Here is a 26,306-nt window from a genome sequence, read left to right as displayed (position 1 = left end):
CCAGAATTGCTTCCGGCCCGCCATTCGTTTTCAATCCAATCGCTGTCAGAAGTCGGGCGCTGCTGCAGCACCTGCGCCCGACTTCTGGTCGGCATAAAGCGTCCACAGTTTGGCGATCGGTGCCCGCGGGCCGGTCACCCCAGTCAGGGTCTGCTTGGCAGGGTCATATTTGCCCTGCGCGACCTGAGCGATCGCCTGCACCATCATCGCGCGATCCTTGTCGGCGACGTTCTTGGTCAGCGCCAAGGCGGCCAGCTCTTCCGCTTCCGCATACTGCTTGTTGGCAAGCAGCGCGTCGGCGGTGGCAAGAGTGATCGTGGCGTTGGCACTGCCCCGTGAATCGCGCACCGAATCCGGCAGCGTCGCGACGTATTCCGCACGGCTGCTGCTCGCCAGCTGCGCCTGCTCCTTGATGTATGCATCGCTGGACGACACGACGCCGGACGCCTGACCTTCCTCGATCAAGGCCAGCACTTCGGTCGGACGCCGGGCAGCACCGGCGGCATCGATATACTCGCGGTAGTCGTTCGCGCTGCTCAGCGCGCCTGCCATGCGCATCAGCCGCAACGCGTCAAGGCTCTGGTCGGAGGTAAGGTTGCGGTTGTCGCTCTGCACCGCGCGAATCACCTCGTTCCACGCGCCGTTGCCGGTATCCGAGCGCAGCAGCAACTGCGCCCAAGTGGTGCTGTCGCTCTTGGTCGCGCGCGCAATCTGGAAACCGCGCTTCGACCAGCTTGCGGCATACTGCTTGTCGCCCGCGAGCTGCGCTTCCACGGCGCGCTGCAGATAAGGCAGGCCCTGCGCCGCCAGCGGCGAGTTGGCAGCGTCAATGCTGCGGCCACCCGACTTTGCAATGGCTTCACCGAAGTGCGCCTCAGCCAACTGGAACAGGTTCACCGGATTGTTCTGCCCAGCCTGCTCGGCGGCCGACAGATAGGTACGGGCGCCGGCGAAATCCTTCGCGACCAACGCCTTCTCGCCCAAATAGCTGTTGAACGTAACGGCTTCGGCCGGCGGCGACTTGCCGGTTGCCAAAGCGTCCTGGATTCTCTTGGTCTGCATGGCGTCGTTGTTCGTCTTCAGCCCGATCTGCAGCATCATCTTGCTGACGAGGTATTTTTCGTCCGCGCTGGTGGCAATCGCGGCCGCCTCGTTCAGCTTTGCTTCGGCGGTCGCGAAATCATTAGCGCCGAAAGCGGTCTGCGAATCCACGAATGGCTTACGAAACTCTGCGCTCAGCTCCATCTCGGGAGCGGCCTCCTGGCCCTTCTTGCCCTTCTTCTGGGCAAGCGCGGAATCGACGGGCAGCGCCAGCGAAACGACCGTGGTGGTAGCCAACGCCAGTGCGAGGGCCAAAGGGAAACGGGAAATGCGACGCATGTAATCCTCCGAACTAAATGCCGGCATCTTGGATGCCGGGTGTGACGACCTCTTTGCCGGTCTGTTGCTGAAGCCGTCCTTAATGACTCTGGCAGAAACGAACAACCTGGCTCTACGGTTCCCGCGCAATTACCCCGCAACGTCCGCCGATTCTCGGCCGCAGCCAGGGTTTCCGGCACCGTGAAGCGCTTGGCAATCCCCCGGCCGCTGGTCTATGCGACTTGCTGTATGATCATTTTGCTTTCCCCCGCCAAATCGCTCGATTTTGATTCGCCCGTCCCTGATGTCGAGCCGAGCAGCCTTCGCTTCGAACACGAATCCGACAGGCTGGTGAAATCGGCTGCACGGCTGTCCAAGGCCCGAATGAAGCAGATCATGCCGGTATCGGATTCCCTGATCGATCTCAATTACGGCCGTTATCGGGGGTTTTACGACCAGCCCGAGCGCCCGGCCGCCTTCGCTTTCAACGGGGATGTGTATTCGGGCCTCACGGCACGCACTCTGGAGGCACCCGCGCTTGCCTATGCTCAGGACCATGTCCGGATCCTGTCCGGCCTGTATGGGTTGTTGAGACCGCTGGACAATATTCGCCCCTATCGCCTTGAAATGGGAACACGCTGGGCACCACGGCATGCTTCATTGGTCGCCTTTTGGGGAGACCGGATCGCTGGTGCGATTGCGGATGATCTCGCGGCGACCGGCGCCGATACAGTCATCAACTTGGCGAGCCAAGAATATTTCGCAGCGGCGGACAAGGGCTTGAAAAAGCGCGGGCTCCGTATTGTCACCGCGGATTTTCGCCAACAGGGGCCCAATGGTCCGAGATTTATAAGCTTCGAGGCCAAGCGCGCGCGGGGCATGGCGGCCCGGTTCCTGTGCGAACATCGCCACACCGATCCAGACGCGCTGAAAGGCTTTGACGCTGACGGCTATCGATTCGATCCCGACAGCAGCGACGAGACCATCTGGCGATTCATCCGCGCATGACCCCTTGTACGGTCATCATCGGGGCATCGGGCGGCATCGGCGCGGCCATGGTGCGCCGGTCGAACGCGCGCGGCGAAAATGTCATCGCATTGGCGCGCAGCCTTACCGGCGATGGCTATCTCGACCTCGAAGACGAAGCCAGTATCGCGGCCGGAGCAGAGCGGGTGAGAGCCCAGGGCCTTGAGCCGACCTGCCTGATCGTCGCCACAGGATTGCTGCACATCGATGGCAAGGGGCCAGAAAAGAGCCTCAAGGACATCGACCCGGCTTGGATGGCGCGCAATTTCGCGGTCAACACGATCGGTCCGGCGCTGGTCGCCAAGCACTTCATCCCGCTAATGCCGCGCAAGGCACCGGCACGGTTCGCGGCGATCGGCGCGCGGGTGGGCAGCATATCGGATAATCGCCTGGGAGGATGGTATGGCTATCGGGCTGCAAAGGCCGCCTTGCATATGACCATCCGCAATATCTCGATCGAATGGTCGCGTCGCAACGACCAGTCGATCTGCGTCGCGCTGCACCCAGGAACCGTCGATACGGGGCTCAGCAAGCCTTTTCAGGGCAATGTCGCCGAAGGTCGCCTGTTCGATGCCGACCACAGCGCAGCCTGCCTGCTGGACGTTCTGGACGGCCTGAATCCATCCGATTCGGGCGGGATATTCGCCTGGGATGGCACCGCGATCCGGCCCTGAGCATCAGAACTGCTCAAGCTTCTGATTTTGTTGTTGAAAAATACCCGCTGAAAGCCCGCAAAAGCTGGCATTTCGGCCCCCCTTCGCCTAGAGCCGAACCCAGACGCAAAAGCGTCACAAAGGCATAAAAGGCGCATGGAATGACCGACGAAACCGCAACCGCGGAACCCTCCGAAATCGAACGCATCGACATCGTCGACGAGATGCGGTCCAGCTATCTGGACTATGCGATGTCGGTGATCGTCAGCCGTGCCCTGCCCGACGTCCGCGATGGCCTCAAGCCCGTCCACCGCCGCATTCTGTACGCCAGCCACGAGGGCGGCTTTGTCGCCGGCAAGCCCTATCGCAAGTCGGCCAAGATCGTCGGTGATGTGATGGGTAACTATCACCCGCACGGCGACAGCTCGATCTACATGGCCTTGGCGCGCATGTCGCAGGATTGGGCGATGCGCGTGCCGCTGATCGATGGCCAGGGCAACTTCGGATCGATGGATCCGGATGCGCCTGCATCGATGCGGTACACCGAAGCAAGGTTGAGCAAAGTCGCGCTCAAGCTGCTGGAAGACATCGAAAAAGATACTGTCGACTTCATCCCCAACTATGACGGATCGCGCCAGGAGCCGCAGGTTCTGCCGGCGCGATTCCCCAATCTTCTGGTCAACGGCGCGGGCGGCATCGCGGTCGGCATGGCGACCAACATTCCGCCGCATAATCTCGGCGAAGTGATCGACGGATGCCTGGCGTGGATCGCCGATCCGATGATCGAGCTCGACGATCTGATGAAGATCATCCCGGGCCCCGATTTCCCCACCGCACCTCTGATCCTGGGTCAGTCGGGCGCGCGCAACGCGTACCTCAAGGGCCGCGGATCGATCATCATGCGCGCGCGCCACACGATCGAGGAAGGCCGCGGCGACCGCCGGTCGATCGTTCTGACCTCGATCCCCTATCAGGTCGGCAAGAACGCGCTGGTCGAAACCATCGCCGAAGCCGCCAAGGGCAAGGAAGCGCGGATCGAGGGCGTCAGCGACATCCGCGACGAATCCAACCGCCTGGGCGTGCGGATCGTCATCGATCTCAAGCGCGATGCCTCGCCCGAGGTCGTGCTCAACCAGATCTGGCGCTACAGCCCGGCGCAGTCGAGCTTTCCCGCGAACATGCTCGCCATCCGCGGCGGCCGTCCCGAAGTGCTCGGCCTCAAGGACATCATCGAGGCGTTCGTCCAGTTCCGCGAGCAGGTCATCACCCGCCGCACCAAGTTCGAACTCGCCAAGGCGCGCGACCGCGCGCACATCTTGCTTGGTCTGGTGGTCGCCGTCACCAACATGGACGAGGTCGTACGGATCATCCGCGGCTCGGTTTCGCCGGCCGAAGCCCGCGCCGCGCTGCTCGCGCGCGAATGGCCGATCGGCGAGATCGCCCAGTACATCAAGCTGGTCGAGGCAATCGAGGGCGAACTGGAAGGCGATATCTACCGCCTCAGCGACCTGCAGGTCCGCGCCATCCTCGACCTGCGCCTGCACCGCCTGACGGCACTGGGCCGTGATGAAATCGGCAAGGAACTCAGTGCCTTGGCGCTTGCAATTGAGGAATACCTGGCGATCCTCAGCGACCGCGGGAAGCTTTACGCGGTGTTGCAGGAAGAGCTGATCGCGGTGCGCGACGAGTTCGCCACGCCGCGCCTGTCGGTGATAGCGCCCGCCTGGGACGGCATCGAGGACGAAGACCTGATCGAGCGCGAGGAGATGGTCGTCACCGTCACCTTGCAAGGCTATATCAAGCGCACCCCGCTCGATGCGTTCCGCGAACAGGCGCGCGGCGGCAAGGGCCGTTCGGGCATGGCGACCAAGGACGAGGATGCCGTCACCAGCATGTTCGTCACTTCGACGCACACCCCGGTGCTGTTCTTCTCGACCCACGGCAAGGTCTATCGCAAGAAGGTGTGGCGCCTGCCCGAAGGCGGGCCTGCGACGCGCGGACGCCCGATGATCAACCTGCTGCCGCTGGCGCAGGGCGAGACCATCCAGACCGTGCTACCGCTTCCCGAGGACGAGAGCACCTGGGCCGATCTGCACGTGATGTTCGCCACCGCCAACGGCACCGTGCGCCGCAACTCGATGGATGCGTTCACCAACATCCCGTCGAATGGCAAGATCGCGATGCGGTTCGACGAGGGTTCCGACGACCGGCTGATCGGCGTCGCGCTGCTCACCGAAGGCGACGACGTGCTGCTCGCCACGCGCCAGGGCAAGGCGATCCGCTTTGCCGCCACCGATGTCCGCGAGTTCCAGAGCCGCACCTCGACCGGTGTGCGCGGGATGACGCTCAAGTCCGGCGACGAGGTGATCTCGCTCTCGATCCTGTCAGGGTTCGACGCCTCGACCGAAGAGCGCGACAACTATCTGCGCGCTGCGCCGTGGAAGGGCAACGAGGCCGAACCGACGCTGTCGCCCGACCGGGTGGCAGAGTTCGCACTGGCCGAGCAGTTCCTGCTCACCGTATGCGCCAACGGCTATGGCAAACTGTCGTCAGCCTATGATTACCGGCGCACCAACCGCGGCGGTCAGGGGATCACCAATATCGACAACATCGGCCGCAACGGCCCGGTGCTGGCGAGCTTCCCCGCACACCGCAGCGATCAGCTGATGCTGGTGACCGATCAGGCCAAGCTGATCCGCCTGGGCCTGTCGACCATGCGGGTGATCGGGCGCAATTCGGCCGGCGTGCGGCTGTTCAACGTCGCCGACAACGAACATGTGGTCAGTGCAGCGCGGATTGCCGAGGAAGAAAACGCAGTGGACGAGGCAGAGGCAGATGGCGCGGCCCAGGATGGCGCTGGCGAACAGGATGGTCCGCCCGAAACGGCCGAATAAGACCTACGTTGCGACTATGATGTGATCGCGAAACCAGCGGGCGACCTCGTCTTCGGACAGGTCGCCTGCGGCGAGCGCGAGAGTCATCACCACCAACTCGGCTTCGCTTATGGCAAACTCGACATCGTTGAGCAGCAGGAAAGTCAGCGCGACGACTGCTGCGGTGCGTTTGTTGCCGTCGTTGAACGGGTGGTTGCGCGCCAAGCCGAACGCATAGGCAGCCGCAAGGTCAGCCGCATCCGGGTCGCCATAGGCGGCAAGGTTCATCGGGCGCCCAAGCGCACTCTCGACCAACGCCAGATCGCGAATTCCGCCTAGGCCGCCGTGCTCGGCAATCTGTTCGTCATGCAGCGCGAGGACGACGTCCTGCCGCAGCCAGATCCAGTCCGACATCTCACTTGGCCAGTTCGCGCAATGCGTTGCGATAGCGGCCCATCACGTCGCGGGCCGTCGCCATCTGCTTGTCGAAATCCGGGTCAGCAGATTTGAGGGCGATGCCATCGGCCTGCTTGATCACGGACACCTCGTCCCCCTGCGCTAGGTTGAGGTGCGCGAGCACGTCCTTGGGCAGGATGACGCCGGTCGAGTTGCCGATCTTGATGAGCTTGAGGGGCTTGTTCATACAGATGTTATAACAGATTCGCCGATCCGTCTCAACCTGCCGCGCGCGGGTCGCGGTGGCGCAGCGACTGGATGACGCCGGTGCAGATCAGGAACTGGCCAAAATAGTACAACGGCCAGATCAGCCAATCTGGAATCACCGATCCCTCGAGTGGCCCGAACCGCGCAAAGATCAGCAGATCGGAGACCACGAACATCAACGCGCCGGTGCCGACGCGGTAGCGCGGAAAGTCGCTGGTCCATGCCATCGCCGCCATGACGGCGAGAAACAGGCTGTAGACCGCAATCCCGGTCGCGCCCGCACGGTCGATCGGCAACGCCCAGGCGATCAGCACCACGGCGGGCACCAGCACGATCGCAAAAAGCCGCTGACTGGCGGTCGTCGCTCGCCGCCGGTGCCGCGCATACAGCACGACCGCGACGATATGCCCGAGCAGGAAGGCGACAGCGCCGTAAATCAGATCTATCTCGATCAGCATGTCGCCGACCGCGCCCAGCGCCATGACGCCGCTTATCAGCCGCGCATCGACCGAATGATGCCGCGCCAGTGCGAACACGCCGAGGAACGCGACCCCGAGCCCCTTCCACAGCATCAGATACAGGCCAGGAATCGGCGCATCGCTGACGAAATAATAGCTGATCGCAGCAACGAGGCTGAGCAACAGCCAGGGCCGCGATTCGACCAATGCGCGTTTTACGACCATGCTGCCCCTGCCCCTTGCGATACGCTTGCGTGATGGCATTGATCGCCGCGCGAACGCAAGCTGTGCAACGCACCCTGTGCAAAAGCCGTCCACCACGCTATTTGCACCGGCATGAGCAAAGCACACACATTCGAACATCAGATTCACATCATCGGCGGCGGACTCGCCGGATCCGAGGCGGCATGGCAACTCGCAGAAGCCGGCATCAAGGTGCGGCTGTCCGAGATGCGCGGCACCGGCGAGATGACGCCCGCGCACCAGACCGACGGTCTTGCCGAACTGGTCTGCTCGAACAGCTTCCGCTCGGACGACGCCGACCGCAATGCCGTCGGCCTGCTGCACCAGGAGATGCGGACGCTTGGATCGCTGATCATGGCTTCGGCGGAGAAATCCAAGGTTCCCGCCGGATCGGCGCTGGCGGTGGACCGCGATATCTTCTCCGATCATGTGACCAAGGCACTGGAGAACCATCCGAATATCCAGATTGTGCGCGAGCGGGTTGACAGCCTGCCCGACGCCGGACCGACGATCGTCGCCACCGGGCCGCTCACCGCGATGACCCTGGCGCAGTCGATCGGCGCGGCCACCGGCGAGGATGCGCTGGCGTTCTTCGATGCGATCGCGCCGATCATCCACCGTGACAGCATCGATATGGACATCTGCTGGATGGCGAGCCGCTGGGACAAGGTCGGGCCCGAGGGTGACGGCAAGGATTACATCAACTGCCCGATGGACAAGGAGCAGTATCTCGCCTTCCACCAGGGGCTGATGGATGGCGACAAGACCGAGTTCAAACAGTGGGAGAAGGACACGCCCTATTTCGAGGGCTGCATGCCGATCGAGGTCATGGCGTCGCGCGGCGTGGAAACGCTGCGCTATGGGCCGATGAAGCCTGTCGGGCTCGACAATCCGCGCACCGGACGCTGGCCCTATGCGGTGGTGCAGCTGCGGCAGGACAACAAGCTCGGCACCCTGTGGAACATGGTCGGCTTCCAGACCAAGCTCAAGCATGGCGCGCAGGTCGAGCTGTTCCGCAGCATTCCGGGGCTGGAAAAGGCTGAGTTCGCGCGGCTGGGCGGGCTGCATCGCAACACCTTCATCAACTCACCGCGCCTGCTCGACACCCAGTTGCGGCTGAAAAAAGCGCCGCACATCCGCTTTGCCGGGCAGATGACCGGGTGCGAAGGCTATGTCGAAAGCGCCAGCATCGGCCTGATGGCGGGTCGGTTTGCTGCGGCCGAGTTGCAGGGACGCGCCCTGGAAGCGCCGCCTTTGACGACTGCGCTGGGCGCGTTGCTCGGCCACATCATCGGCGGTGCGGACGCCAGCGACTTCCAGCCAATGAACGTCAACTTCGGGCTGTTCCCGCCGCCGGAGGGCAAGGTCCACAAGAAGCAGCGCAAGGAAGCCTATACCTCGCGTGCCCGTGAGGACCTGCAGCAGTGGATCAACGGGGGACCGCTCGCCATCGCAGCGGAATAGTCAGCATTTGCAGCGTGATACGGGCCGCTTTGGCTTGGTCGTCGCAAACTCTGGCGCCGACAGGCGACCATTGCCATCGGCATCGGCCGCAGCAAACCGCTCGGAGGTTGCTGCGGCCCATTCCTCGAAGGTCAGCAGGTTGTTGCCGTCCTTGTCGAGCGCCTTGAACGCCTTGGTGCGGCTGGCAAGCAATTCCTCACGCGTAATGATGCCGTCGCGGTTGCGATCGTAACGGGCAAAGCGTCGCTCCTCGCGGGTCAGCTCGGTGGCTTCTGGCGGTGCAGGCCCGCGCATCGTGCCGGGATCGGCGATCGGAAGTTCGGCGTCTTCGGGTTCGGGCGGCGGCGGTGCGATCGCGGCCAGATCATCATCCTGTTGCTGCGCTCGGATGACGAAGAAGCCGCCAACAACCAGCGCAATCGCCGCAAGACCGCCGAACAGGACCCGCATCGCCAAATTCCCCCACCACCGCGGCAGGCTGCTGCCCTGTCAGCGCGTCCTCAGCGCCCGGTCAGGCCATGCCAGACCAGCCCCGCAAACACGCCGGGACTGCCCCATGGACGTTCCATTCCGCCCCCGGCAATGTCAAGCCGCACCGCGCGCGCAACGATCGAGATCGGCCGCAGCTTGCGGGGCAGCGTGATCGCTCTCAGGGCCGTATGTTCGATGCCCGCCACCGCAGCGTCCAGGGCTGCAGTCCGGCGGTGGAAGCGCACCATATCCCATAGGGCCCATGCCTGCCCGATCTGGGCCAGATCTTCGCGGATGACCTCGGGCGCTATCGGCTGAAAGGCAGCGATCAATGCGCCCCTGCCCTCGGCGAATTCGGCCACGGCTTCGGGCTGATCGATCTCCAGCGCCGACTCCCAGCCGCGGATCACCGAGCCCAGCGCCGCGTGCAGGTCAAGCCCGTCGGCTTCGAGCGGCAACAGCGCAGCGAGCACCGGATTGGCCGACGGCCGGGCGCTGGCAGGCTTGCCGATGACGTCATGCCACCACTGCAGACGGATTTGCGCAAGCATCGGCTCGCGGGCTTGCAGCACGATGCCGGCAACCTGCGCATCGAAAGCGAAAAGCGCGTGACACCATGACCGCATCCGTCGGTCGCCATAGCTGCTGGCCAACGTCACAAGTGGCGAAACAGGGGTTTCCGGAGCATCCATGTTACGTCCGATCAACGATAACCCGCCCCGGATCAAGGTAAAGATCCTGGTAACCACGTCCTTTGGAAGGCTGCTTACCATTGCGCGCGTAGAAGGCCCGATACGTGACAGGGGCATAATTCAACCATGACGATCCGCACCACCGATACCTCGCATCGCCATGACGCCATTGCGACGCGCAGTGCCGCTCATCAAGGCGATGGGCACCGTCCGCTTTTCAACCGGCTGCTCGCATCCAAGCGCGGCAACGTGTTGCCGATCGTGGCCGCCAGTATCCTGCCGATGGCGGCGATGATCGGTGGCGCGGTCGACATGAGCCGCGCCTATATGGTCAAGTCGCGCATCCAGCAGGCCTGTGATGCTGGCGTCCTTGCCGGGCGCCGCGCGATGCAGCAGAGCGACTATTCGGACGCCGCCAAAACGCAGGCGCGGAACTTCTTCGATATCAACTTCAAAGAGGGCTATAACGACTCCGCCGACGTCACCTTCACCACCTCCAACCCTTCCGGCAGCAGCAAGGTGTTGGGCAGCGCATCGACCGTGATGCCCACGGCCATCATGGGGATGTTCGGCAAAGAGACAATCTCGATCGCAGTCGAATGCGAGGCCGAGCTGAACCTCAGCAACTCCGACGTCACCTTCGTGCTGGACGTGACCGGGTCGATGAACGATTCCATTTCGGTGGGCGGCGGCGGCTCGATCGTCAAAATGACCGCGCTGCGCAACTCGGTGATGAGCTTCTATGATACCCTGGCCAACGCGGCGAGCGGCAGCAACGCGCGGGTGCGCTATGCCTTTGTCCCCTATTCGACCAATGTGAATGTCGGCGAACTGATCTACAGCGGCACCAGCGCCGATGCCTCCAAAAGCGGCTGGCTCAACGGCACCGGCGTAAACGACAGCTGGAACTATCAATCCCGCATACCAATCTATCGCACGACGACAATCGACTGTCAGGTGTATGGCGGCAGTCAATCCATCGCCTGCCCGGTCCGCACCCATGCTGCCGTAAGCGGCGATGCAACCAACATTAACCGTAACCGCTGCCAGAACTACGGCGACAATGTCAGCTTCACCGGCTTCACGGCGACTGGCGCGCCACCCGCAGGTACAACGATCACATACAGCCGGTATAGCTGGGGTGGTGCGGCGCCAAGTTGGTCTGCCACAGGAACCAGGCAGTGCGTGCGGCAACGGACAACACACGTAGATTCCGACCAACCGACCCCTGGCTCGAGCTTTGCCTATTGGCAGTACGCGCAGCACACCTTCAAGACCTACGACTTCGTCCGGTCGATCAGCGGCAACAACCCGGCGGTCCCTACGCCCAGCGAAGTCAACGGCAGCACCAGCCGCTGGACCGGTTGCATCGAGGAGCGGGATACCATCGGGGGCAGCCCGATCGCCTATGGCTCCAACGGCATCACGGTCAACGGCAGCACGCAGGCGCATGACCTGAATATCGATTCCGCGCCGACCAGCGCGGCAACGCAGTGGCGCCCTTATTGGGAGGATGTCTATTTCTTCCGAAACGATGGCAAGAGCCTGAAGAATTATGGTGGCGGCTATACCGCGTGCCCCACCAAATCGACTTTGCTCGCCAACATGACGCGCTCCGAAGTGCAGACCTATGTCAACTCGCTGGTCGCGATCGGTGGCACCTATCATGACGTCGGTCTGCTGTGGGGGGCGCGGATTGCATCGCCTCAGGGCATATTCGCATCCAATGTCAATGCCCCTCCGGGCAATGGCGGATCGGTCGGCCGCCACGTGATCTTCATGACCGATGGCGATCTGACCAGCTATGATTTCGTCGCAAGCATGTACGGGATCGAGATGTACGATCGGCGGATAACCGACGGAAGCAACAACCCGACCCAGCTCGAACGCCAGCGCCAGCGCTATCTGGCGATTTGCGAGGCGATCAAGGGCAAGGGCATCCGGTTGTGGGTGATCGCGTTCGGCACCACCCTGACCACCGACCTGCAGACCTGTGCGAGCACGGGAAGCGCCTACACCGCTTCCAACAGCTCGGCGCTGAACACCGCATTCCAGAACATCGCCAAGCAGATTTCCGAACTGAGGCTGACCAAGTGATGCTGCAACTGGGCTTTATCAGGCGCGCAGCACAGGACCGGCGCGGGGTTACCGCGACCGAGTTCGGTCTGATTGCGCCGACGTTCATCATGCTGCTGCTGGGCGTGTTCGACATGGGCTACAACGTCTATGCCCGCGCCATTCTCGATGGCGCGGTTCAGAAGGCGGGCCGAGATTCGGCGCTGGAAACCGGCGCCGATTCTATCGGCACCCTCGATGCCAAGGTAACGGAAAACCTCGGCCCCCTGGCCAATGGCGCTGTGATATTGCCGCGTCGCAGGAACTACCGCGATTTCGCCAAAGTCGGGCTGCCGGAAGATTTTGAAGACAAGAACAGCAACGGTCAGCGCGATGCCGGCGAATGCTTCACCGATGAGAACGCCAACGGCACCTGGGATGCCGATCTGGGCAAGGAAGGCGTCGGGAATGCGCGCGACGTCGTGCTTTACACCGTCACCATGACCTATCAGCGCAAGTTCCCGCTCTACAACATGATCGGGATGAGCAGCACGGCGTCGATCACCTCAGCGACTGTGCTGCGCAACCAGCCTTATGCCGACCAGGGGTCCGAGACCAAGGAAGTGATCTGCACATGACCGGTTTTCAGTCTCTATCCGACAAGGCCAGCCCCGCACAGCCGGGCATTGTCGCGCGCAGCAGGCGCCTCGTCCGCAGGCTCAGGCGCGACCGCTCCGGCCTCGCGCTGATCGAGTTTGCGTTTACCTTGCCCATTTTCATGGGATTGGGGTTCTATGGTGTCGAAGTTTCGCACCTGGCCATCACCCAGATGAAAATGAGCCAGATCGCGCTCAACATGGCTGACAATGCCTCGCGCATCGGCACGCTGAATGCCACCCTGGGTGCCAAGGTCATCAGCGAACAGCAGATCAACGACGTGTTCCAGGCCGCCGCGCTGGAAGCGGGGTCAGCGGGTCTGTACAAGGATGGCCGCACCATTCTCTCCAGCCTTGAACTCAACGCCCAGGGCGGTCAGACCATCATGTGGCAACGCTGCAAGGGCATGGAGTTCGAGGACTCGAACTACGGCACGCAAGGCACCGGCGCATCGGGTACCGGCTTTCAGGGCATGGGGTCATCGGGCGAAACGATCAGGGCCACCTCGGGCACAGCGGTGATGTTCGTCGAGCTGCACTACACCTATCACCCGCTGTTCGGCAGCATGTTCATGGAAGACCGCGACCTGTATCAGGAAGCGGCCTACACCGTGCGCGACAGCCGGGAAATCGGCAAACCGCCCAGCGACAACGTTTCGTCGGGTCGAAAGTCCACCTGCGACAAATACGACGCGATTTTGCCTCAGACATCGGATGCCGCCATCACGGCCGCCAACAACGAGTCTCAGTCGGCTGCGGCAAACCCCACCGCGCATCCGGGGTATAGCGGTGGCAACAACCCGAACAATCCCGGCAAGGGGCTGTGCGTGGCCGGCTTGATCTGCGTCAAGCTGTGACGAGGGCCGGGTCGCGCGACCCGGCCATCGCACCTCATCCCTTGTAGCAGACCTTCGTGACCGCCTTGATCACGCGGGCGCTGTCGACCAGCGCCAGCTTCTCGAGATTGGCCGCATATGGCAGCGGCACGTCCTCGTTGGTTACGCGGAGCACCGGTGCATCGAGATCGTCGAAGCCCTGCTCCATCGCCACCGCGATGATTTCGCTCGAGATCGAGCACACCGGCCAGCCTTCTTCGACCACCACCATGCGGTTGGTCTTCTTGAGGCTTTCGAGAACCGTTGCCGTGTCGAGCGGGCGCAGGGTGCGCAAGTCGATGACCTCGGCTTCGATGCCTTCGCCTGCGAGCTTTTCCGCCGCGTCGAGCGCGACGGCAACGCCGATCGAGTAGCTGACGATGGTGACGTCTGAGCCCGCACGCATGATCCGCGCCTTGCCGATCGGCAGGACATGGTCATCCAGATCGGGAACGTCGTAGCTGCGGCCATAGACCAGCTCGTTTTCCAGGAACACCACGGGATCCTCGGTGCGGATCGCGGCCTTGAGCAGACCCTTGGCATCCGCCGCGTCATACGGCGCGATCACGATCAGCCCGGGAACGCTGGCATACCACGGACCGAAGTTCTGGCTGTGCTGCGCGCCGACGCGGCTGGCCGCACCATTGGGTCCGCGGAACACCACCGGGCAGCGCATCTGGCCACCCGACATATAATTGGTCTTGGCCGCAGAATTGATGATGTGGTCGATCGCCTGCATGGCAAAGTTGAAGGTCATGAACTCGATGACCGGACGCAGGCCGCCCATCGCCGCGCCCGCACCGATGCCGGCAAAGCCGTATTCGGTGATCGGCGTGTCGATCACGCGGCGCGGCCCGAATTCCTCGAGCAGGCCTTGCGTCACCTTGTAGGCGCCCTGATACTCGGCGACTTCCTCGCCCATCACGAACACGCGCTCGTCGCGGCGCATTTCCTCGGCCATCGCATCGCGCAGCGCTTCGCGGACCGTGGTCGAGACCATTTTCGTGCCTTCGGGGACTGCAGGATCGCTGACCGGCGCGCGCTTGGGCGTCTCGGGAACGATCTTGGCGTTCTCGCTCGGTGCTTCGGACTTGGCGGAGTCTGCCTTATCGGCTTCAGGCTCGGCTTCCGGCTCGGACTTCGCAGCAGGCGCGGGTGCAGACTCAGGCGTCGATGCGTCCTCGCCTTCGGCGGCGATCATCGCTATCACCGCGCCGACCTTCACGTTGTCGGTGCCTTCGGCGATCAGGATCTTGGTGATCGTGCCTTCGTCGACTGCCTCGAACTCCATCGTCGCCTTGTCGGTCTCGATTTCGGCGAGGATGTCACCCGATGCGACGGTGTCGCCTTCCTTGACCAGCCATTTGGCGAGGGTGCCTTCCTCCATGGTCGGGGAAAGCGCAGGCATTTTCAATTCGATGGCCATCAATATTGCTCCACCAGCACATCGGTATACAGATCGGACGGGTCCGGTTCGGGCGAGGTTTCGGCAAAGTCTGCCGCCTCGCTCACCAGCTTGCGGATGTCCTTGTCGATCGTCTTGAGCGCATCTTCGGCCACGCCCATTTTGAGCAGTTCGGCCTTCGCCGCCTCGATCGGGTCGGAATTGTCCTTCATGTTCTGGACTTCCTCGCGGCTGCGATACTTGGCCGGGTCGGACATCGAGTGGCCGCGATAGCGATAGGTCTTGAGCTCCATCAGCAGCGGGCCATTGCCGCCGCGGACATATTCGAGCGCCGCTTCGGCGGCGCCGCGGACCTCGAGCACATCCATGCCGTTGACCTGCATGCCGGGGATGCGGAAGGAATCGCCGCGCCGGTAGAATTCGGTCTCGGCGCTGCTGCGCGACACCTTGGTGCCCATGGCATAGCCGTTGTTCTCGATCACGAAGATGATCGGCAGCTTCCACAAAGCCGCCATGTTGAAGCTTTCGTAGACCTGGCCCTGGTTGGCCGCGCCGTCGCCGAAATAGGCAAGGCACACGCCGCCGTCCTCGTTGTATTTGTGCCCGAACGCCAGGCCCGCGCCGAGCGGCACCTGCGCGCCGACGATGCCGTGGCCGCCATAGAATTTGTGCTCGGTCGAGAACATGTGCATCGATCCGCCCTTGCCGCGCGAGATGCCCGCGCCGCGTCCGGTCAGTTCGGCCATGATCACCTTGGGATCGATGCCATAGGCCAGCATGTGGCCATGGTCGCGATAACCGGTGATGACGCTGTCCTTGCCCACCGTGAGCGCCGATTGCAGCCCCACCGCGACGGCTTCCTGGCCGATATACAGATGGCAGAAGCCGCCGATCAGACCGAGGCCGTACAATTGGCCAGCGCGCTCCTCGAAGCGGCGGATCAGCAGCATTTCCTTGTAGAAATGCATCAGCTCATCGGCAGTGGCCTCATGGCGTTTCGGATCGCGCGGACGGGGATGGTTGCTCCCCTCTTCCGGCAGAATGGCGGGCTTCGCGCCGGCAGCAGGTGCCGGGGCCTTTTCAGGCTTTGCGGAGGGTTTGCGTGCGGGCTTTGCCGCGGGTGTCTTGACCAAGACGAGGAACCTTTCACGATAAGGATCGGTGCCGTGAGGCGGGGAGGAACGACCGCAGCGGGTATAGAAGCAAGCGCGCGGTTTACGCAACGGCCAAGCCGGTTTTTGCACAATAATCCCGCAGCAATTGTGCGGGAAAGCGATCTGCCTATTTCAGCGGAACGATGATTTCGTCAGGATGCGCGACATTGAGATCGCGCCGCACAAGCTCGCTGACCAGATCGGGATCGACCGCGCGCGGATCGAGCAGCCGGACGCGGTTGCGCAGCGCATCGCGTTGATCCTGCAACTTGGCAAGCTCGACCTTCTGGACCTCCAGCCGCTGGCGATAATCACCCCAGGCCAGGACGCCCGTCGGTCCCAGCAAAGCATAGGCACCAATAGCCAGCAGCGCGACGAGCGAGATGCCCGGCGCGATCGCTTGCTTTGCTGGTTTAATGACAGGTTTACGTTGCGGCATTAACTCTATGAATCACAATTGATTCGGGCTGACAAGCTGAAACTGCCCCCCCGAATCAATATTGCGATCAGTAGAGGCCAAGATCAGCGAAAGATGGCTGTCCCGGCATAATGAGCAGAAGCACCCAGCTCTTCCTCGATCCGGATCAGCTGGTTGTATTTGGCCAACCGGTCCGAGCGCGCCAGCGATCCGGTCTTGATCTGACCGCAATTGGTGGCGACCGCGAGATCGGCGATGGTCGCATCCTCGGTTTCGCCCGAACGGTGCGACATCACCGCGGTATAGCCCGCACGGTGCGCCATGCTGACCGCTTCAAGCGTTTCGGTGAGCGTGCCGATCTGGTTGACCTTGACCAGCAGACTGTTGGCGAGGCCCTTTTCGATACCCATCGCGAGGCGCTCGGGGTTGGTGACGAACAGATCGTCGCCGACCAGCTGGACCTTGTTGCCGAGCAGTTCGGTTACTGCGAGCCAGCCTTCGAAATCGTCTTCGCTCATGCCGTCCTCGATCGAGCGGATCGGATAGTCATCGCACAGCTTGCCCAGATAATCCGCCATTTCGGTCGGGCTGAGCGAAAGCCCCTCGCCACTGATCTCATACTTTCCATCGCGGAAGAATTCGGTCGCGGCGCAATCGAGCGCCAGCATCACGTTCTCGCCGGGCTTGAAGCCGGCCTTTTCGACCGATGCCATGATGAAATCGAGCGCAGCGCGGGTCGAGGCCAGGTTGGGAGCGAAGCCACCCTCGTCACCGACTGCGGTGGCAAGACCCTTTTCGTGAAGGCCCTTCTTAAGCGTGTGGAAGATTTCCGATCCCCAGCGCACCGCTTCGGCGAGGCTGTCGGCGCCGACCGGCATGATCATGAATTCCTGGAAATCGATCGGGTTGTCAGCATGTTCGCCGCCATTGATGATGTTCATCATCGGCACCGGGAGAACATGGGCGGAAACACCGCCGACATAGCTGTACAGCGGCAGGCCCCGCGCATCGGCAGCCGCCTTGGCGACCGCCAGGCTGACACCCAGGATCGCATTTGCCCCCAGCCGCGACTTGTTCTCGGTGCCGTCCAGGCCGATCATCGCCATGTCGATGTCGCGCTGGTCTTCGGCATCGAGCCCGACGATTGCCTCGAAGATCTCGGTGTTGACCATATCGACGGCCTGGGTCACGCCCTTGCCCATATACATCGACATGTCGCCATCGCGCTTTTCGACCGCTTCATATGCTCCCGTGGAGGCGCCCGATGGGACGCCTGCCCGGCCGAAGCTGCCATCTTCGAGCAGCACGTCGACTTCCACCGTGGGGTTACCGCGGCTGTCGAGAATCTGGCGGGCGTGGATATCCATGATCGCGGTCATAAACGGCACTCTTTCCGGGTCAGTCAGGTGGATGGAATGGCGCATCCTCTAGGGGGTGAACGGCCGGTTGGCAACCATCCGGAGGCCGGTGCGGGCGGTCCAGTCAGGCGACCGAAATCGCTTGAAAATGTGCACGGACAGGCCAGAATAGTGCATGGGCAGGCGGAACCGCTGCAGCGCCTCATGCGTCTGCTGCAAAGCTTGAGGAGGAATCTATGTCCGAAGACGAAATGAAGGCCGCTACCCCGGTCGAGGCCACGCCCAAGAAGCCCCGCGCCAAAAAGGCAGCAGCGGCTTCGTCAGATGGCGCGCCCAAGGCGGCAAGGCCCAAGCGCACCCCATCCAGCCCCCAGCCGGGCGACAGTCAGCCCTTTAATGCTGGCGCTGCGGTGCCTGCGCCCGAAGCATCTGCCGCTTCCGCGCCCGTCGCAGCAACGGGCACCGCGCTCGCTGTGACCGCCTCGCCCACTTCCGACACCGGCGCTCTTGGCGCTGCGGCTGCCAAGGTAAATGCCATGATCCCTGAAAATGTCACCGACAAGGCCCGTGAAGTGGCTACCGAAGTCAAGGATATGGCAAGCGACGCCGTTCATGGCCTGGCGCGGATCATCAGCGACAGCGCAGGCGCAATCGACGACAATGTCGGACCCAAATATGGCGATTATGCGCGCACTGCAGCGCAGTCCGTCAGCGACGCCGCCGATCGCCTTCGCGCCAAGCCTGTCGATGAGATCGCCGAAGATACGCGCGAGTTCGTTCGCACCAAGCCGGCCGCTGCCGTGGGCATAGCCGCTGTCTTGAGCCTGATGCTGGCAAAGATTTTCGGATCGGTGTTCGGCAGCAAGAAGCGCTGACCGGCGAGAGATCGCTGGCTGAACCAGATTGATGAAAACCACAGCTGATCCTGTAACCGCCTCCACTGCGCCTGCTCCCGCCATCCCCCCGGATGGAGAAGCAGGCAGGGACACCGAAACCGCTGCCACGCAGGACACCACCAAGCTTGGCATGATCGCACAATTGCGCGGTCTTTACGCCGACGGACGCGAGCTCGTCGATGCCGAGATCGGCTTTCAAAAAGCCCGCATGGCTGCAGCCGGACGTCAGATTCGAACCATGGCGGTACTGGCCATTGTCGGTCTGGTATTGGTCAGCTGCGCGCTGATCGCCCTGGTGGTCGGCACGATGATCGCGCTGATACCGGCGCTGGGCGCCTGGGGCGCAATGGGGGCCACGGTGGCGGGCACGCTTGTGCTGGCAGCCCTGTGCTTCTGGCTTGCGGCCGGGCGGGTCGGCAAGGTCAGCGCACTGTTTGCGACCGAGCCCACCCCTGATGCGACCACAGCAACCAGTGGAGCCACCGCATGAGTGACTTGCAGCATCCGTCCGACGAACCCAGCCTGGCCGAGGTGACGGTACGCCGCACAGCGGCGCACACCCAATGGCAAAAGGCCCTCGCCCGCGCCAAAGAAAGGTTCACCCCGGCAAACGTGCGGGACGAAGCCATTAACAATGCCGCGGAGGCGGTCGGCGGCGCTGCTGACAAGGTTGGATCTCTGGCATGGGCCCATCGTGGCAAGCTGGCGATCGCAGGCTTGCTGGGTGGCCTTGTGGTGTTTCGCAAACCGGTCGCCGAAGTGGCAGGTCCTCTTGCCGTCAAAGCGAGAGCGTCGATCGACACAGCCACGAGTGCGATCAAGGACCGGTTGAAAAGCTGAGGTCGCCGCTGCGCGTCAGGGGTGGAAAATCGTTCTAAATGCGACTAAGGCGCACCGCAATCACACGGTGACCGGCTAGGTCCCGGTGAGGGGAAGATGCCAACCGGCATTCTGTTCATCGGTCATGGGACGCAACACTACAATGAGCAAACTTCATCTCGTCATGGGCGGGCGCGTCAGCAACCCGCAGACTCTCGACTTTTGTGAACTCGACAGCATGGACCTTGTCGGGGTGTATCCCGATTATGCCAGCGCCGAGGAAGCGTGGCGCAGCAATGCCCAGCGCACGGTCGACGATGCCGAAATGAAGTATGTGATCGTTCACCTGCATCGCCTGCTCGATCCCGAACAGCCCGGTCAGGGCTGAGGTTTCCGGCAATCGTTAGGTAACATCGTGTCGCGGCCTGCGCACCGCTGGGTTGCGGGCGAGCGGCACGGCGAGCACCAACCCCGCGATAAAGCCGCCGATATGCGCCCAGATGGCAATGCCAAGGGCCGAACCGGCAAAGGCGAACTGGCTGAGCAGGTTGATCCCCGTCCACGCGGCGGCCAGCCAGGCGATGTGCACGACAAGCCCAGGCACCGGTCCAATCGCCTGCGGCTTGCGGCGCGAAAACAACAGAAAATAGGCTGCCAGCAAAGCGGAGATTGCGCCGCTCGCGCCGACAACCGGCGTGGTCGAGAGCGGGTCGACGGCATAATGCATCGCGGCTGCCGCGATGATGCCCGCGGTATAGAGCACCACAAACCGTTCGGTGCCCAGCGCCGCCTCGATCATGCGCCCCACCATCACCAGGACGAGCATGTTCATCGCCAGATGAAACAATCCTGCGTGCAGGAATGCCGATGTGATCGGCGTCAGCCATACCGGGATCGCCCAGGGGTAATCGACCGGCAACGCGCTGGCGTGGCCATTCAGCGAATCCGACATCCTGGCAGCCCGAAAGCCGCCCTCGACCTGGAACCATTCGGTCCAGCCGGTCAAAAGGCCTGCCAGCCATACCAGCACGTTGGCGATCACCAGCGTGTTGGTCGCCGCACCGCGCGGCAGATTGGGCATCTGTTAAATGAACTCGATCTTGGACACGACGTAGAACTTGTCGCCTGATGGCACGCTTACCTCGACCTCGTCGTCAAGCAGGCGGCCGATCAGCGCGCGGCCCAGCGGGCTGGAATAGCTGATGCGGCCCTTGCGTGCATCGGCTTCGGCCTCGCCGACGATCTGGTACTTCACCGGCTTGTCGTCTTCGTCGAGCAAGGTCACCGTCGCGCCGAACACGACCTTGTTGCCCGAAAGCGTGGTGGGATCGATGATCTGCGCGCGGCTCAATTTGCCTTCCAGATCGGCGATGGTCGCCTCAACCTGGCCCTGGCGCTCCTTGGCGGCGTGATACTCGGCGTTTTCGGACAGATCGCCATGCGCGCGCGCTTCCTCGATCGCCTCGACGATCAGGGGGCGCTCTTCCTTGAGCAGTTTCAGCTCGCGCGAGAGCTTTTCATATCCTTCTGCCAGCATCGGCAGCTTATCGACGGTTGCCATTCGGCATATCCCTTCATTCTTGGCTGAGCTTGTCCCATCGCCCGGAAAAACGTCCCCTCACGGCACCTTGCACAGGGCCGCAGCAGGATAACGACTTGTCGGGGGGCTCAAGCGTCAGGCCGTATATAATAAGCCTGAAGCGGCTTTACTTCAAGGCTGGTCTTGGCGAGTGACGCCATGGCCCTGACCGCAGCAACGCTGGCGGCGGCGGTCGTGTAATACGGAATCTTGCCAGTCAAAGCGGTCGCACGGATCGATTGCGAGTCCTTCAGGCTCTGCCAGCCCTCGGTGGTGTTGAAAATCAGGGCGATCTCGCCATCCTTGATCCGGTCGACGATATGCGGCCGACCCTGCGCCACCTTGTTGACCTGAGTGACCGCGACACCATTGTCGCTGAGGTAACGTGCCGTGCCCGCGGTGGCGACGATCTGCATGCCCAGCTCGATGAGGCCCCGCGCCGCTTCCAGCACCACGGGCTTGTCGCTTTCCTTGACCGAGATGAACACCGTACCCTTGGTCGGCAGCGTCAGTCCCGCACCGATCTGCGCTTTGGCAAAGGCGGTGGCAAAGTCCTTGTCGATGCCCATCACCTCGCCGGTCGATTTCATCTCGGGGCTGAGCACCGGATCGACCCCGGCAAAGCGCGCCCAGGGGAACACCGCCTCCTTGACCGCCATATGAGCGATGTTCCGGTCGATCACCGGCAGGTCCGCCAGCATCTCGCCCGCCATCACCCGCGCGGCGTATTTCGCCACCGGCTGGCCGATCGCCTTGGCGACGAAGGGCACGGTGCGGCTGGCGCGCGGGTTGACCTCGATCAAATAGACCTGGCCTTCCTTGACCGCGAACTGGATGTTCATCAGCCCGCGGACCTTGAGCCCGGCGGCAAGCGCCTTGGTCTGGCGTTCCATCTCCGCGATCAGGTCGTCCGAGAGGCTGTAGGGCGGCAAGCTGCACGCACTGTCGCCCGAGTGCACTCCGGCTTCCTCGATATGCTGCATGATCCCTGCAATCGCGACATCGCGGCCATCGCAGATCGCATCGACATCGACCTCGATCGCATCGCGCAGATACTGGTCGATCAGCACCGGACTATCGCCCGACACCTGGACTGCCGTCGCGATATAGGATTCAAGCTGCGCCTGGCCGTCGACGATCTCCATCGCGCGCCCGCCCAGCACATAGGAGGGGCGGATGAGCACGGGATAGCCGATGCGGCTGGCGACCGCGATCGCCTCTTCGCGGCTGCGCGCGATGCCGTTGAGCGGCTGCTTGAGACCAAGCTTGTCGACCAGCTTGGCAAACCGCTCACGGTCTTCGGCCAGATCGATCGCGTCGGGCGAGGTGCCGAGGATCGGGATGCCTGCATCCTCGAGCGCCTGTGCCAGCTTGAGCGGGGTCTGCCCGCCGAACTGGACGATGACGCCGACGAGTTCGCCGTTGGAGCGCTCGACATCCAGGATCTCGAGCACATCCTCGGCGGTCAGCGGCTCGAAGTACAGCCGGTCCGAAGTGTCGTAGTCGGTCGACACCGTCTCGGGATTGCAGTTGATCATGATCGTCTCGAACCCGGCATCGCCGAGCGCAAAACAGGCGTGGCAGCAGCAATAGTCGAACTCGATCCCCTGCCCGATGCGGTTGGGTCCGCCGCCCAGGATCACCACCTTGCGGCGGCCTGTCGGCTGGCTTTCGCATTCGGGCTCGCCGAAGCTCGGCGCTTCGTAGGTCGAGTACATATAGGGCGTCTTCGCCTCGAATTCCGCCGCACAGGTATCGATCCGCTTGAACACCGGGCGCACGCCCAATTTGTGGCGCAGTGCGCGCACTTCCTGTTCGGTGATGCCTCCGGTCATCGCCACCAGCGCGTCATGAACCATGCCCGATCCCCGAGCCAGCGCATGGCCCATGCCGGGACGCAGATGCGCCGACTTCAGCGCCAGATAGGCGAGGCGCTTGTCGGAAAAGCCCATCGACTTGAGCCGCCGCATCCCGACTGCATCGCGCGGCAGGCCATCGGCGAGCACCTCGGCTTCGGCATCGACGATCTGCTTGATCTGCTCGAGGAACCAGAGGTCGTATTTGGCAACCGCATGCACCTGCTCGACGGTCATGCCCTCGCGCAACGCCTGGGCGGCGATCAGCAGCCGGTCGGGCGTCGCTTGCGAAAGCTCGGCGACGATGTCCTCATGCGGCGCGCCGACGAGGTGGTCGACCATGTTGAAGCCGCTCAGACCCGTCTCCAGCCCGCGCAGCGCCTTTTGCATCGATTCCTGGAAGTTGCGGCCGATCGCCATCACCTCACCTACCGATTTCATCGCCGTGCCGAGCAGCGGGCTTGCACCCTTGAACTTCTCGAACGCGAAGCGCGGGATCTTGGTGACGACATAGTCGATCGTCGGCTCGAAGCTGGCAGGCGTCGCGCCGGTGATGTCGTTGGTGATCTCGTCGAGCGTGTAGCCGACCGCCAATTTGGCCGCGACCTTGGCGATCGGGAAGCCCGTCGCCTTTGACGCCAGCGCCGAGGAGCGCGACACGCGTGGGTTCATCTCGATGACAATCAGGCGGCCATCGGCGGGGTTGACCGCGAACTGGACGTTCGACCCGCCCGTCTCGACGCCGATCTCTCGCAGCACCGCGATACTGGCCGAGCGCATGATCTGGTATTCCTTGTCGGTCAGCGTCAGCGCGGGCGCCACGGTGATGCTGTCGCCGGTATGCACGCCCATCGGATCGACGTTCTCGATCGAGCAGATGATGATCGCGTTGTCGTTCTTGTCGCGGACAACCTCCATCTCGTACTCTTTCCAGCCGAGCAGAGATTCCTCGATCAGCACCTCGGTGGTCGGCGAGGCATCGAGCCCGCCGGTGACGATCTGGACGAACTCGTCGCGGTTGTACGCGATGCCGCCGCCGGTGCCGCCCATGGTGAAGCTCGGCCGGATGATCGAAGGCAGCCCGGTACGCTCGAGCACCGCAAGCGCCTCGTCGATCGTGTGGGCAATGCCCGACCGCGCCGATTCCAGCCCGATCTTGTCCATCGCGTCGCGGAACTTCAAGCGGTCCTCGGCCTTGTCGATGGCTTCGGCCTTGGCGCCGATCAGTTCGACATCGTATTTCTCCAGCGTTCCGTCGGCATCGAGCGCCAGCGCGGTGTTGAGCGCGGTCTGGCCGCCCATCGTCGGCAGCACCACCAGCTTCTCGTTCGGCCGTTCGGCGCGCTCCTTGGCGATGATCTTGGCGACGATCTCTGGCGTAATCGGTTCGACATAGGTCGCATCGGCCATGTCGGGATCGGTCATGATCGTGGCGGGGTTGGAGTTGACCAGAACGATCCGGTAGCCCTCTTCCTTCAGCGCCTTGCACGCCTGCGTGCCCGAATAATCGAACTCGCACGCCTGGCCGATGATGATCGGGCCTGCGCCGATGATCAGGATGCTGTCTATGTCGGTGCGCTTGGGCATGGTTAGTGTGCTCTCTTGAAAGGCTTTGATTTCATCTTGGGGAGGCGGCGACGGGGCGTTTGGTCAGTGCACCGTGCCGGACTGGGCTTCGCAGCCCCAGCCATCATATTCGACATTGAACATCATCTCGATCTGCAGACACAGCCGGGTCAGGTCTTTGATCGACTGCGCATCGACCGCCTGGAACCGCTCGAAGAACAGATACGGCTCGCCGCCCTCGGCATCCTCTTCGCGATCGAGCTCGGTCAGCCCGAAGCCCTTGGCCGCCTCGGACAGGCGCTCCAGATTGTCCTCCGACCCGCGAAAGCTGACGTCGACCGCGCGTTTGACGCTCGCCCGGTCGCCATTGGCCGCCAGATTGCGCAGCACGTCCTGATCGGCCGCCCACTCCTGCTCCATACGGGCAGGATCGACCTTGGGGAGTTTCATGCTCATGCCGCGTTCACCGATGTCTTGAGGCCGCTGACGAATGTCTCGAACAGATAGAAGCTGTCCTGCGGACCCGGCGACGCCTCGGGGTGATACTGGACGCCAAACGCGCGCTTGTCGGTGAAGGCGATGCCGCAATTGCTGCCGTCGAACAGCGAGACATGGGTTTCTACGACGTTGGCGGGCAATGTCGCCGCATCGACCGCGAAGCCATGGTTCATGCTGGTGATCTCGACAACGCCGGTCTCGAGCCGCTTGACCGGATGGTTCGCGCCTCTGTGGCCCTGGTGCATCTTCATCGTGCGCGCCCCGGCAGCAAGGCCGAGCAACTGGTGGCCCAGGCAGATGCCGAAGATCGGCACATCGCGATCGAGCAGATCCTTGATCACCGGGACCGCATAGACGCCGGTGGCTGCAGGGTCGCCCGGGCCGTTGGAGAGGAACACGCCATCGGGCTGCAGCGCGTCGATCGCCTCGATCGGGGTCTGCGCGGGCACGATGGTGACGCGCGCGCCTGCCTTGACCAACGAGCGGAAGATGTTGTGCTTGGCGCCATAGTCGATCGCGACGACATGCGGACGTTCTCCGGCGCCGTCGCCGGCATAGCCCTGCCCCAGCGCCCACACGCCGCCCTGCCAGTCGCGGGTATCGGCACCGGTGACCTCGATCGCCAGGTCCATGCCCTCGAGTCCGGCCCAGCCCTTGGCCTGGGCGAGCAGTGCGTCCATGTCGAACACGCCATCGGGGGCGTGCGCGATCACCGCATTGGGCGCGCCGGCCTCGCGGATGCGGCGGGTCAGCGCGCGGGTATCCACGCCCGAAATCCCGATCTGGCCGTTGGCCGCAAGCCACTCGCCGAAATGCTGTGCCGAGCGGAAGCTGCTCGGGTTGGTCACGTCCTCGCGCACGATGCAGCCCAGCGCCTGGGGCACGTCGGCCTCGATATCCTCGGGGTTCGCGCCGACATTGCCGATATGCGGAAAGGTGAAGGTGATGATCTGCCCGGCATAGCTCGGATCGGTCAGGATTTCCTGATAGCCGGTGATCGAGGTGTTGAAGCAGACTTCGCCTGCCTTTGCGCCGGCGGCACCAAAGCCCCTGCCCCAGATCGCCGTGCCATCGGCCAGAAGCAGCAACCCGGTCGCGCCTTGCGGCTGAGCGGAGGTGGTGGCGTGCGCCATGGATCGTTTTCCTTGTGTTGCGTTGAGTCGCAAATGGGCCGGGCCGCAGACTATTGCAGGTTCGGGCGGTGCCAAAGCTCCGTTCACGCCCCCTGCCGGAAAGCAGCCAAATTGGCGGGTCACTAGGCCCGCGCAG

At 63.1% G+C, this 26,306-nt stretch carries 26 protein-coding genes; 11 read left to right on the top strand and 15 right to left on the bottom strand.

What is annotated here, in order from left to right:
* Nucleotides 1-45 precede the first annotated feature (45 nt).
* Nucleotides 46-1,485 carry a hypothetical protein gene (locus QUV11_RS04555; RefSeq protein ID WP_300880778.1) on the bottom strand — a complete coding sequence of 480 codons (1,440 nt, stop codon included), beginning with the start codon at nt 1,483-1,485 and terminating at the stop codon, nt 46-48.
* A gap of 123 nt (nt 1,486-1,608) precedes the next feature.
* Between QUV11_RS04555 and QUV11_RS04550 the strand changes: the two genes are divergently transcribed.
* The 3 genes from QUV11_RS04550 (at nt 1,609) to gyrA (ending at nt 5,932) form a co-directional block, all read left to right on the top strand.
* Nucleotides 1,609-2,367 (top strand): YaaA family protein, encoded by a 759-nt coding sequence (locus tag QUV11_RS04550; RefSeq protein ID WP_300880776.1) that lies wholly within the window; start codon nt 1,609-1,611, stop codon nt 2,365-2,367.
* Nucleotides 2,364-3,059 carry an SDR family NAD(P)-dependent oxidoreductase gene (locus tag QUV11_RS04545; protein ID WP_300880775.1) on the top strand — a complete coding sequence of 232 codons (696 nt, stop codon included), beginning with the start codon at nt 2,364-2,366 and terminating at the stop codon, nt 3,057-3,059. The genes QUV11_RS04550 and QUV11_RS04545 overlap by 4 nt, the downstream gene beginning before the upstream one ends.
* Before the next feature lie 140 nt (nt 3,060-3,199).
* Complete coding sequence (gyrA, locus tag QUV11_RS04540) at nt 3,200-5,932, top strand: DNA gyrase subunit A (protein WP_300880774.1); 2,733 nt, start codon at nt 3,200-3,202, stop codon at nt 5,930-5,932.
* A 3-nt stretch (nt 5,933-5,935) separates the two neighbouring features.
* Here the strand turns inward: gyrA and QUV11_RS04535 are convergent, their stop codons facing one another.
* From QUV11_RS04535 to QUV11_RS04525, 3 genes are read right to left on the bottom strand one after another with little or no spacing between them, the layout of a single operon-like run.
* Entirely contained in the window at nt 5,936-6,325 is a 390-nt protein-coding gene (locus QUV11_RS04535) for a type II toxin-antitoxin system death-on-curing family toxin (RefSeq protein WP_300880773.1), read from the bottom strand.
* A gap of 1 nt (nt 6,326) precedes the next feature.
* Nucleotides 6,327-6,554, bottom strand: coding sequence for an AbrB/MazE/SpoVT family DNA-binding domain-containing protein (locus tag QUV11_RS04530; protein ID WP_300880772.1), 228 nt, complete (start codon nt 6,552-6,554; stop codon nt 6,327-6,329).
* 31 nt (nt 6,555-6,585) lie between these two features.
* Complete coding sequence (locus tag QUV11_RS04525; RefSeq protein WP_300880771.1) at nt 6,586-7,257, bottom strand: lysoplasmalogenase; 672 nt, start codon at nt 7,255-7,257, stop codon at nt 6,586-6,588.
* Nucleotides 7,258-7,368: 111 nt separating this feature from the next.
* On the opposite strand from QUV11_RS04525, the gene trmFO reads away from it, so the two are divergent.
* Nucleotides 7,369-8,739, top strand: a complete 1,371-nt coding sequence (trmFO, locus tag QUV11_RS04520; protein ID WP_300880770.1) for a methylenetetrahydrofolate--tRNA-(uracil(54)-C(5))-methyltransferase (FADH(2)-oxidizing) TrmFO — start codon at nt 7,369-7,371, stop codon at nt 8,737-8,739.
* On the opposite strand, the gene QUV11_RS04515 is transcribed toward trmFO, so the two are convergent.
* Entirely contained in the window at nt 8,740-9,189 is a 450-nt protein-coding gene (locus QUV11_RS04515; protein WP_300880769.1) for a hypothetical protein, read from the bottom strand.
* 50 nt (nt 9,190-9,239) lie between these two features.
* Nucleotides 9,240-9,902, bottom strand: coding sequence for a squalene/phytoene synthase family protein (locus tag QUV11_RS04510; protein WP_300880768.1), 663 nt, complete (start codon nt 9,900-9,902; stop codon nt 9,240-9,242).
* Between the two features lie 126 nt (nt 9,903-10,028).
* Between QUV11_RS04510 and QUV11_RS04505 the strand changes: the two genes are divergently transcribed.
* Genes QUV11_RS04505 through QUV11_RS04495 form a run of 3 tightly spaced genes read left to right on the top strand, consistent with a single transcriptional unit; the run spans nt 10,029 to nt 13,470 of the window.
* Nucleotides 10,029-11,999 (top strand): pilus assembly protein, encoded by a 1,971-nt coding sequence (locus QUV11_RS04505; RefSeq protein ID WP_300880767.1) that lies wholly within the window; start codon nt 10,029-10,031, stop codon nt 11,997-11,999.
* On the top strand, nt 11,999-12,595 hold the full coding sequence (locus QUV11_RS04500) for a TadE/TadG family type IV pilus assembly protein (protein ID WP_300880865.1): 597 nt from the start codon (nt 11,999-12,001) through the stop codon (nt 12,593-12,595). The genes QUV11_RS04505 and QUV11_RS04500 overlap by 1 nt, the downstream gene beginning before the upstream one ends.
* A complete protein-coding gene (locus QUV11_RS04495; protein ID WP_300880766.1) occupies nt 12,592-13,470 on the top strand; it encodes a TadE/TadG family type IV pilus assembly protein in 879 nt (292 codons plus the stop codon). Before QUV11_RS04500 ends, QUV11_RS04495 begins: the two co-directional genes overlap by 4 nt.
* A gap of 34 nt (nt 13,471-13,504) precedes the next feature.
* Here QUV11_RS04495 and QUV11_RS04490 read toward each other — a convergent pair whose 3' ends face one another.
* The 4 genes from QUV11_RS04490 to eno all read right to left on the bottom strand — a co-directional run bounded on the left by QUV11_RS04490 (nt 13,505) and on the right by eno (nt 17,844).
* A complete protein-coding gene (locus QUV11_RS04490) occupies nt 13,505-14,914 on the bottom strand; it encodes a pyruvate dehydrogenase complex E1 component subunit beta (protein ID WP_300880765.1) in 1,410 nt (469 codons plus the stop codon).
* Nucleotides 14,914-15,936: a pyruvate dehydrogenase (acetyl-transferring) E1 component subunit alpha gene (gene pdhA / locus QUV11_RS04485; protein WP_300880864.1), complete on the bottom strand. Its 1,023-nt coding sequence runs from the start codon at nt 15,934-15,936 to the stop codon at nt 14,914-14,916. Before pdhA ends, QUV11_RS04490 begins: the two co-directional genes overlap by 1 nt.
* Before the next feature lie 238 nt (nt 15,937-16,174).
* Nucleotides 16,175-16,486, bottom strand: a complete 312-nt coding sequence (locus QUV11_RS04480) for a septum formation initiator family protein (protein ID WP_300880764.1) — start codon at nt 16,484-16,486, stop codon at nt 16,175-16,177.
* 83 nt (nt 16,487-16,569) lie between these two features.
* Nucleotides 16,570-17,844, bottom strand: coding sequence for a phosphopyruvate hydratase (gene eno, locus QUV11_RS04475; protein WP_300880763.1), 1,275 nt, complete (start codon nt 17,842-17,844; stop codon nt 16,570-16,572).
* A 215-nt stretch (nt 17,845-18,059) separates the two neighbouring features.
* Here eno and QUV11_RS04470 point away from each other — a divergent pair, with 215 nt between their 5' ends.
* The 4 genes from QUV11_RS04470 (at nt 18,060) to QUV11_RS04455 (ending at nt 19,926) form a co-directional block, all read left to right on the top strand.
* The gene (locus tag QUV11_RS04470) at nt 18,060-18,698 is read left to right on the top strand and encodes a hypothetical protein (protein ID WP_300880762.1); all 639 of its coding nucleotides are present in this window, start codon (nt 18,060-18,062) and stop codon (nt 18,696-18,698) included.
* A gap of 31 nt (nt 18,699-18,729) precedes the next feature.
* A complete protein-coding gene (locus QUV11_RS04465) occupies nt 18,730-19,209 on the top strand; it encodes a phage holin family protein (protein ID WP_300880761.1) in 480 nt (159 codons plus the stop codon).
* Nucleotides 19,206-19,559 carry a hypothetical protein gene (locus QUV11_RS04460; RefSeq protein WP_300880760.1) on the top strand — a complete coding sequence of 118 codons (354 nt, stop codon included), beginning with the start codon at nt 19,206-19,208 and terminating at the stop codon, nt 19,557-19,559. The genes QUV11_RS04465 and QUV11_RS04460 overlap by 4 nt, the downstream gene beginning before the upstream one ends.
* A gap of 142 nt (nt 19,560-19,701) precedes the next feature.
* A complete protein-coding gene (locus tag QUV11_RS04455) occupies nt 19,702-19,926 on the top strand; it encodes a DUF4170 domain-containing protein (protein ID WP_300880759.1) in 225 nt (74 codons plus the stop codon).
* 15 nt (nt 19,927-19,941) lie between these two features.
* Here QUV11_RS04455 and QUV11_RS04450 read toward each other — a convergent pair whose 3' ends face one another.
* The 5 genes from QUV11_RS04450 to carA all read right to left on the bottom strand — a co-directional run bounded on the left by QUV11_RS04450 (nt 19,942) and on the right by carA (nt 26,170).
* A complete protein-coding gene (locus tag QUV11_RS04450) occupies nt 19,942-20,619 on the bottom strand; it encodes a rhomboid family intramembrane serine protease (protein ID WP_300880758.1) in 678 nt (225 codons plus the stop codon).
* A gap of 3 nt (nt 20,620-20,622) precedes the next feature.
* Nucleotides 20,623-21,099, bottom strand: coding sequence for a transcription elongation factor GreA (gene greA, locus QUV11_RS04445; protein WP_300880757.1), 477 nt, complete (start codon nt 21,097-21,099; stop codon nt 20,623-20,625).
* A 107-nt stretch (nt 21,100-21,206) separates the two neighbouring features.
* The gene (carB, locus tag QUV11_RS04440) at nt 21,207-24,560 is read right to left on the bottom strand and encodes a carbamoyl-phosphate synthase large subunit (RefSeq protein ID WP_300880756.1); all 3,354 of its coding nucleotides are present in this window, start codon (nt 24,558-24,560) and stop codon (nt 21,207-21,209) included.
* A gap of 63 nt (nt 24,561-24,623) precedes the next feature.
* Nucleotides 24,624-24,995 carry a ribonuclease E inhibitor RraB gene (locus QUV11_RS04435; protein ID WP_300880755.1) on the bottom strand — a complete coding sequence of 124 codons (372 nt, stop codon included), beginning with the start codon at nt 24,993-24,995 and terminating at the stop codon, nt 24,624-24,626.
* Nucleotides 24,992-26,170: a glutamine-hydrolyzing carbamoyl-phosphate synthase small subunit gene (gene carA, locus QUV11_RS04430; RefSeq protein ID WP_300880754.1), complete on the bottom strand. Its 1,179-nt coding sequence runs from the start codon at nt 26,168-26,170 to the stop codon at nt 24,992-24,994. Before carA ends, QUV11_RS04435 begins: the two co-directional genes overlap by 4 nt.
* Nucleotides 26,171-26,306: the final 136 nt, after the last annotated feature.

This window comes from Blastomonas sp., from assembly GCF_030373265.1.
GTDB lineage: Bacteria > Pseudomonadota > Alphaproteobacteria > Sphingomonadales > Sphingomonadaceae > Blastomonas.
The sequence above is the reverse complement of the archived record's forward strand: the minus strand, read 5'-3'. Positions and strand labels throughout refer to the sequence as shown.

Bases quoted from the DNA above. Each gene is read 5' to 3' on its own strand.
- carB (WP_300880756.1), bottom strand. From the start codon at position 24,560: ATGCCCAAGCGCACCGACATAGACAGCATCCTGATCATCGGCGCAGGC.
- eno (WP_300880763.1), bottom strand. From the start codon at position 17,844: ATGACCGCGATCATGGATATCCACGCCCGCCAGATTCTCGACAGCCGC.
- trmFO (WP_300880770.1), top strand. From the start codon at position 7,369: ATGAGCAAAGCACACACATTCGAACATCAGATTCACATCATCGGCGGC.
- QUV11_RS04515 (WP_300880769.1), bottom strand. From the start codon at position 9,189: ATGCGGGTCCTGTTCGGCGGTCTTGCGGCGATTGCGCTGGTTGTTGGC.
- QUV11_RS04470 (WP_300880762.1), top strand. From the start codon at position 18,060: ATGTCCGAAGACGAAATGAAGGCCGCTACCCCGGTCGAGGCCACGCCC.
- QUV11_RS04480 (WP_300880764.1), bottom strand. From the start codon at position 16,486: ATGCCGCAACGTAAACCTGTCATTAAACCAGCAAAGCAAGCGATCGCG.
- QUV11_RS04530 (WP_300880772.1), bottom strand. From the start codon at position 6,554: ATGAACAAGCCCCTCAAGCTCATCAAGATCGGCAACTCGACCGGCGTC.
- greA (WP_300880757.1), bottom strand. From the start codon at position 21,099: ATGGCAACCGTCGATAAGCTGCCGATGCTGGCAGAAGGATATGAAAAG.
- QUV11_RS04500 (WP_300880865.1), top strand. From the start codon at position 11,999: ATGCTGCAACTGGGCTTTATCAGGCGCGCAGCACAGGACCGGCGCGGG.
- QUV11_RS04505 (WP_300880767.1), top strand. From the start codon at position 10,029: ATGACGATCCGCACCACCGATACCTCGCATCGCCATGACGCCATTGCG.
- QUV11_RS04465 (WP_300880761.1), top strand. From the start codon at position 18,730: ATGAAAACCACAGCTGATCCTGTAACCGCCTCCACTGCGCCTGCTCCC.
- QUV11_RS04435 (WP_300880755.1), bottom strand. From the start codon at position 24,995: ATGAGCATGAAACTCCCCAAGGTCGATCCTGCCCGTATGGAGCAGGAG.
- QUV11_RS04460 (WP_300880760.1), top strand. From the start codon at position 19,206: ATGAGTGACTTGCAGCATCCGTCCGACGAACCCAGCCTGGCCGAGGTG.
- QUV11_RS04535 (WP_300880773.1), bottom strand. From the start codon at position 6,325: ATGTCGGACTGGATCTGGCTGCGGCAGGACGTCGTCCTCGCGCTGCAT.
- QUV11_RS04490 (WP_300880765.1), bottom strand. From the start codon at position 14,914: ATGGCCATCGAATTGAAAATGCCTGCGCTTTCCCCGACCATGGAGGAA.
- QUV11_RS04455 (WP_300880759.1), top strand. From the start codon at position 19,702: ATGAGCAAACTTCATCTCGTCATGGGCGGGCGCGTCAGCAACCCGCAG.
- QUV11_RS04510 (WP_300880768.1), bottom strand. From the start codon at position 9,902: ATGGATGCTCCGGAAACCCCTGTTTCGCCACTTGTGACGTTGGCCAGC.
- gyrA (WP_300880774.1), top strand. From the start codon at position 3,200: ATGACCGACGAAACCGCAACCGCGGAACCCTCCGAAATCGAACGCATC.
- QUV11_RS04550 (WP_300880776.1), top strand. From the start codon at position 1,609: ATGATCATTTTGCTTTCCCCCGCCAAATCGCTCGATTTTGATTCGCCC.
- QUV11_RS04450 (WP_300880758.1), bottom strand. From the start codon at position 20,619: ATGCCCAATCTGCCGCGCGGTGCGGCGACCAACACGCTGGTGATCGCC.
- QUV11_RS04495 (WP_300880766.1), top strand. From the start codon at position 12,592: ATGACCGGTTTTCAGTCTCTATCCGACAAGGCCAGCCCCGCACAGCCG.
- carA (WP_300880754.1), bottom strand. From the start codon at position 26,170: ATGGCGCACGCCACCACCTCCGCTCAGCCGCAAGGCGCGACCGGGTTG.
- QUV11_RS04525 (WP_300880771.1), bottom strand. From the start codon at position 7,257: ATGGTCGTAAAACGCGCATTGGTCGAATCGCGGCCCTGGCTGTTGCTC.
- QUV11_RS04545 (WP_300880775.1), top strand. From the start codon at position 2,364: ATGACCCCTTGTACGGTCATCATCGGGGCATCGGGCGGCATCGGCGCG.